General features: G+C 66.1%; 9 protein-coding genes. All 9 read left to right on the plus strand.

Going from position 1 to position 5,075, the window contains the following annotated elements; translation table 11 throughout:
* Positions 1 to 1,452, plus strand: a 1,452-nt coding sequence (locus ACOJSF_RS13900; RefSeq protein ID WP_420142793.1) for an SGNH/GDSL hydrolase family protein, incomplete at its 5' end; no start/stop codon positions are given.
* A 44-nt stretch (positions 1,453 to 1,496) separates the two neighbouring features.
* Complete coding sequence (locus ACOJSF_RS13905) at positions 1,497 to 1,682, plus strand: hypothetical protein (protein WP_420142794.1); 186 nt, start codon at positions 1,497 to 1,499, stop codon at positions 1,680 to 1,682.
* A gap of 2 nt (positions 1,683 to 1,684) precedes the next feature.
* Positions 1,685 to 2,194 (plus strand): hypothetical protein, encoded by a 510-nt coding sequence (locus tag ACOJSF_RS13910; protein ID WP_420142795.1) that lies wholly within the window; start codon positions 1,685 to 1,687, stop codon positions 2,192 to 2,194.
* Positions 2,195 to 2,235: 41 nt separating this feature from the next.
* The gene (locus ACOJSF_RS13915; protein ID WP_420142796.1) at positions 2,236 to 2,505 is read left to right on the plus strand and encodes a hypothetical protein; all 270 of its coding nucleotides are present in this window, start codon (positions 2,236 to 2,238) and stop codon (positions 2,503 to 2,505) included.
* A complete protein-coding gene (locus tag ACOJSF_RS13920) occupies positions 2,502 to 2,831 on the plus strand; it encodes a hypothetical protein (RefSeq protein ID WP_420142797.1) in 330 nt (109 codons plus the stop codon). The genes ACOJSF_RS13915 and ACOJSF_RS13920 overlap by 4 nt, the downstream gene beginning before the upstream one ends.
* Complete coding sequence (locus tag ACOJSF_RS13925; RefSeq protein WP_420142798.1) at positions 2,828 to 3,583, plus strand: glycosyl hydrolase 108 family protein; 756 nt, start codon at positions 2,828 to 2,830, stop codon at positions 3,581 to 3,583. Before ACOJSF_RS13920 ends, ACOJSF_RS13925 begins: the two co-directional genes overlap by 4 nt.
* Positions 3,580 to 3,858, plus strand: a complete 279-nt coding sequence (locus ACOJSF_RS13930) for a hypothetical protein (protein ID WP_420142799.1) — start codon at positions 3,580 to 3,582, stop codon at positions 3,856 to 3,858. The genes ACOJSF_RS13925 and ACOJSF_RS13930 overlap by 4 nt, the downstream gene beginning before the upstream one ends.
* Positions 3,858 to 4,241 (plus strand): hypothetical protein, encoded by a 384-nt coding sequence (locus ACOJSF_RS13935; RefSeq protein WP_420142800.1) that lies wholly within the window; start codon positions 3,858 to 3,860, stop codon positions 4,239 to 4,241. The genes ACOJSF_RS13930 and ACOJSF_RS13935 overlap by 1 nt, the downstream gene beginning before the upstream one ends.
* A gap of 144 nt (positions 4,242 to 4,385) precedes the next feature.
* Positions 4,386 to 5,075: hypothetical protein (locus tag ACOJSF_RS13940; protein ID WP_420142801.1), on the plus strand; the 690-nt coding region annotated here is incomplete at its 3' end.

The following is a 5,075-nucleotide window of genomic DNA, read 5'->3' on the forward strand; positions in this document are numbered from 1 at the left end:
CCGGGCTCGGCGGGCAGCCTCGTGCTGGAGGTGACCGCGACTGGACCGGGCGGAAGCACGATCGCCAATTCCCCGTCGGTGACCGTCTCGGCTCCGGCTCCGCAGACGCTCAACTTCACCGCCGCGCAGGTCATCCCCGGCTGGACCTTCGCGACCAATGACGGGACCGCAGGCCGGCGCCTGCTGCGCGCCTACACTGACGGCGCCTTGGCTGTGCCCTCGATTTGGATGGGGACGATCACCGGCACGGATGCGACGGGCGACTACCGCCGCTCCACCGGCGCTTCACTCCAGGGCATGATCGAGGTTAGCATCGATGGTGGCGCATGGACGGCGGCCACGCTGATCGGCGGCACGGGCACTACCTACCAGTTGTTCTCGGGTCTGTCCGACACCAAGCACAAGGTTCGCATTCGCCCCGCGTCGAGCGCCGGCAGCACCACCTATCAGAATACGTCCGGCGACGTGATGACGGTCACGGGTTCCGCGCCTGCGATCGAGGTTTACGGCAACTGGGTGCAGCCGGGCGACGGCAACACCAACACCATGACGGGTTCGGCGCTTCAGGCCATCGGCCAGTCCGGGTTCGCCCCGGCGCTGCGGGTCACGAACGACGGCACCGCCACGATCAACGCCCCCGCCATCACCGTTCGGGGTGAGTATACCACCCTCGCAATCGCGGCGCAGGCCCGTTACGTCGATGTCAGCGTCGATGGCGGGCCGATCACGATCTATGATACTGGCACCGTTGTCGGCCAGGGCGTGGTTCTGACCGGGCTGAGCGGGACGCACACCTATTCCGTCTCCGCAAGCGCCGCGATTGCGGGCCGATGGCTGTCGGTCGGCGGCTTCCTCGGGTCGGGCGGTATCCAGAACATCGCCACCAAGCGCTACCTCCTGCAGGTCGGCGACAGCATTACGCAGGGTGACATCTTCGACAGCAATTGCGGTGCCACGGACACCTACCGCGTGGCAGCGGCGAGGGGCTACGCGGCGGGCAACCTTGGCGTCGCCGGCAACACCACCGCCCAGCTACAAGCCCGCATCGATGCCGCGCTCGCGACCATGCCGTCGAGGGGCACGAACGACATCGCCATCATCGCCATCAGCCGCAACGACAACACCTATAACACCGATGTTGGCGGCAACGACGGTAGCTTTGATCAGGCAACGATCGATAACTACACCTACATCATCAATGCCTTGCTCGCGAAGGGCTTCGGGACGGTCCTCTGCCGTGGCGTGCTGCCCGAGACGATCGGCTCTTATCCGCTCAAGAGCGCGAGCATCCAGTCGATCGTCACCAACATGGCGAACCCCAAGGTCAAGTTCGTGTCGATGGCCGACATGGGCACGGTCAACCGGCCTGACGGCGTGCACCCCGACGCGCTCGGCTACTCCCAGCTCGCGGCCATCGTGCAGCCGAAATACGTCGCGGCGGGCATGGCATGATGCGCCCGCCCCGCTCTCCTCATCAACCACCGGGAGACCCCACCATGCAAGGCATCTGCCCCACCCCCGACAGCGCGATCGTCCAGCAGGACCAGACGGAGACGCCCACCGACCCGAGCGAGGAAATTCCGGAGGAGTGCTTGCAGCCGTCCAAGCCCGGCAAGCCGGACGTGACCGCGAATAGCGGTGGCGGCGGCAATACCGACCCGCCCCCGAAGAACCCGAACTGACCATGGGCGCCCTGCTGATCGTGAACGGGCTCGTGGCCACCGGCGCTGTCGTGGCGTCAGTGTTCGCCTGCTCGCGCGATCGTGTGCCCGCCACCATCTGCGCGACGGCGCTTCTGGCTTCGTGGGTCCTCTACGTCCTCGCCTGGACGCCGTGGAGCCCGGCCATGTTCCTGTCGGCCTACGTGGTCGACACGGACAGCATCGACCTGTGGTCGATCAGTGACGCGGGTGTCGGCTTGCTTGCGCTGGCGGTGGCTCGCGACCGCTGGTGGGGCGCGTTGCTGTACGGGCTGATGCTCAGCTCGACCCTGAACGATGCGCTCTACTGGCTCGGGCTTGTCCAATGGAAAGCATTCAGCGGGACTGCGGACATCGCGTTCCTGGCCGAGGAATCGATCTTCTTTGTGTTGGGAGGGCGGAATGCCGCTGATCTTCTTTTCCATCTTGTCGGTGGTTGGGTTCGTCGTGTTCGCGCTGGTTTCCCCATGGTTGGCGCGGAGGGGCTCCGGTGATTCCTGAGCAGAACCCTTGGCTGACGAAGCTCTATATCGCGATGGCAGCTCTTGCCGGCGCGATCACGGCGCTGTCGTTCAAGCAGTGGCGCGAGATGAGCACGCCTGAAATCCTGATGGCGCTGGCGGTCGGCACGTCGTTCGCCGTGTTCGTGGCGCCATGGATCGCGCACAACTCGCTCAACGTCAGCGAGAGCGACGCGCGCGCCGTGGCCGGCATGACGTACATCTTCGGCGCGGGGTCCAACACGCTGCTCCCCCTGCTCATCAATTGGGTGAAGCGCTTCCTTGGCCAGGGAGACGCGAAATGATCCTGTGGGCCTATCTCAACGCCCTGCTGAGCGCGGTCGGCGTCGTCGTGATCGTCAATGAGCTGCTCCGGTATGGTGATCGACTGATCGCGACCGAGCGGTTCGGCAAGGGGCTCGCCGCGTCGGGCATGTTTCTTGGCATCCCGATCCTGCTCGACGTGGAGCACTATTCGACGCCGTTTGACGGCTGGGCGAGCACGCTGCTGCGGCTCGGCATCATCGTCTACATCGTCGGCCGGACGACGCGGCACGTGCGGCATACGCGCGCCAATCGGCGGCAGGCTCGGTACGCGGAGGATTACCTTCGCGGGAGGGGGAAGCTGTGACCGCGATCGATCCGAAGCGGCTGTTCGATGCGGTTCGCGCGATCAAGGGCAAGGGCCTGACCCAGCCTGAGGTCGACACGATCAACGCCATCCTCGCCGGCGCACCGCTCCCGCTCGTCCCGCTGACGCCGCGAGAGTTCATCGCCGGATTCATCCGGGCCCACGAGGGCGCTCTATCGATGCGGGCGGACGACAACGGCAATTGGTACGATCCGGCCCGCTTCAAGGCGGGGCTGCCGCAGCGCCGAAACGCCGGCAAGCTGGTCGGCAGCAAGTTCGGCGTCACCGCCTATGCCGTCGCATCTTTCCGAGACACGGCGGACATCACGGCGGCTGACATCGCGGCCCTGACGATCGAAGAGGCGATCGACATCGGCGTGCATCTCTATTTTGATGCACCCGGCTTCGCCAAGCTGCCGTGGGACCGCGTGACAGCTTCGATCGTGGACAAGGGTTGGGGCAGCGGGCCGAAAACCGCGATCAAGATGCTGCAGGGTCTGATCGGCGTCGGGCAGGACGGCAAGATCGGCGACCTGACTGTCGCGGCCGATGTGGATTGGCGCTCCACGCTTGGCGAGGAGAAGGCCGCCCTCGCCTGGGCGCAGCGCCGGATCGCGTTCGATACGGGGATCGCGACGAACGAAGGGGCAAAGGATCCCGATCGCGTCTTCCTGAAAGGCTGGACCAACCGGACCAACAGCTTCCTGCCCGGCACGCCGTGGTGGAACGCCTTCTATCGGAGAGCGGCATGACCCACTTCCCCTTCCCCGACGCGCGAGGCTGGATCGGCATTGGCGTGTTCCTCCTGACCGTGATGGTGTTCGTGATGACGGCCGCCATCCCCGAGCTTCGCGACAACGAGTATTTCAAGACGCTCGGCACGCTGGTGGTGGGCGCTTTCATCAAGGACGTGGTGTCCTGGGCCTACGCCGCGACCAAGGGCGGTGGCGAGCTGGCCGAGCGCAATGCCGCGATCGTGGAGCAGGCTGCTGTGCCGGCGCCGACAATCAAGGCTGAGGGCGAATAGTGCCCGCCCTCCTCGCCTCATTCTTCGCCAGCAAGCTCGGTCAGGCGATCCGCCCGTTCCTGCCGTACCTGTTCGTCATGCTGATCGCCGCCGGCCTCGTGTGGTGGATCGCCGACCTGCGCGCGACGATCGCGGATCAGGCCGCGACGATCAATACGGTGCAGGCCGATCTGAAGGCCGAGAAGGCCGCCCGACAGCGCGACATCGCCGGCCTGACCGCCCTCTCCCAAGGGCTCGGCAAGGTGGCCGTGGAAACCAAGCAGGACGCCAAGATCGTCCAGGAGACGGTGAAAGATGCGAATGTTCCTCTTAGCCCTCAGCTTGGCGCTTTGCTCGACGGCTTGCGGGCCACGTCCGGCAAACCTGCCGACGCCGCCAAGTGAACTGGTAGCGCCGCTTCCCGCTGAGCCCGCGATCGGCGCGGGGAACACGGAAGGCGTGATCGCACGGTACGTCACGGACCTGCGCGAGTGGGGACGGACCGTCTCGGCCCGGTTCGAAGCGCTGCGGACGTGGGCGACCAGCAAATGACCCGCATCGGCATGAACCTGACGACGCTGGCGCACTGGTTCCCGGATCACCCGTATCTGGACCGCGCCTATCTGTCCCCGCCGTGGCAGGCGAAGGCGGGCTATATCCAATGCTCGATCCCCATCCCGGCCGGCCGTACCGAGTTCGTCGTTGAATGGGACGGCGCGGACAGCATGACGCCGCAGGGTCCGGTGATCGGTGACAAGATCGCCAAGCCGGCGGTCGAGGTGATCGCCGCGCGCACGTTCCGATTCACGGCGCTCGAGGGACCGGAGAACCGGGCGGCGCTGTTCGTTGCGCGCGGGACGGGTCTGTCTATCGACGAGCCGCCAATGCTGTCGGTCGTGGAAGCCGAGCACTACGCCGCGTGGAAAGCCGGCGCGATGTTCGACCCGCGGCTGGTCGCGGACCTCACCGGCATTCCGACCTTCCGCCTCAAGGACTGGCTCAACACGGACGGCATGACCGGGTGGCAACGCATGCCACTGGCCGACGCGATCCGGTTCGCGGAGGAATGCGGCGCGCGGGTGTGGGGCAACATCCGGCCCGAGCTGAGCGACGCGGACATTCGGGCCGAGCTGGCCGTCTACGAGGCGCTGTGCAGCCAGCGGCCGATCATCGAATATGGCAACGAGCTTTGGAATACGACCTATCCGGCGAGCACGGCGTTGCTGAAGCGAGCCGGC

The organism is Sphingomonas sp., assembly GCF_048594985.1.
In the GTDB taxonomy this organism is placed as follows: Bacteria; Pseudomonadota; Alphaproteobacteria; order Sphingomonadales; family Sphingomonadaceae; genus Sphingomonas_I.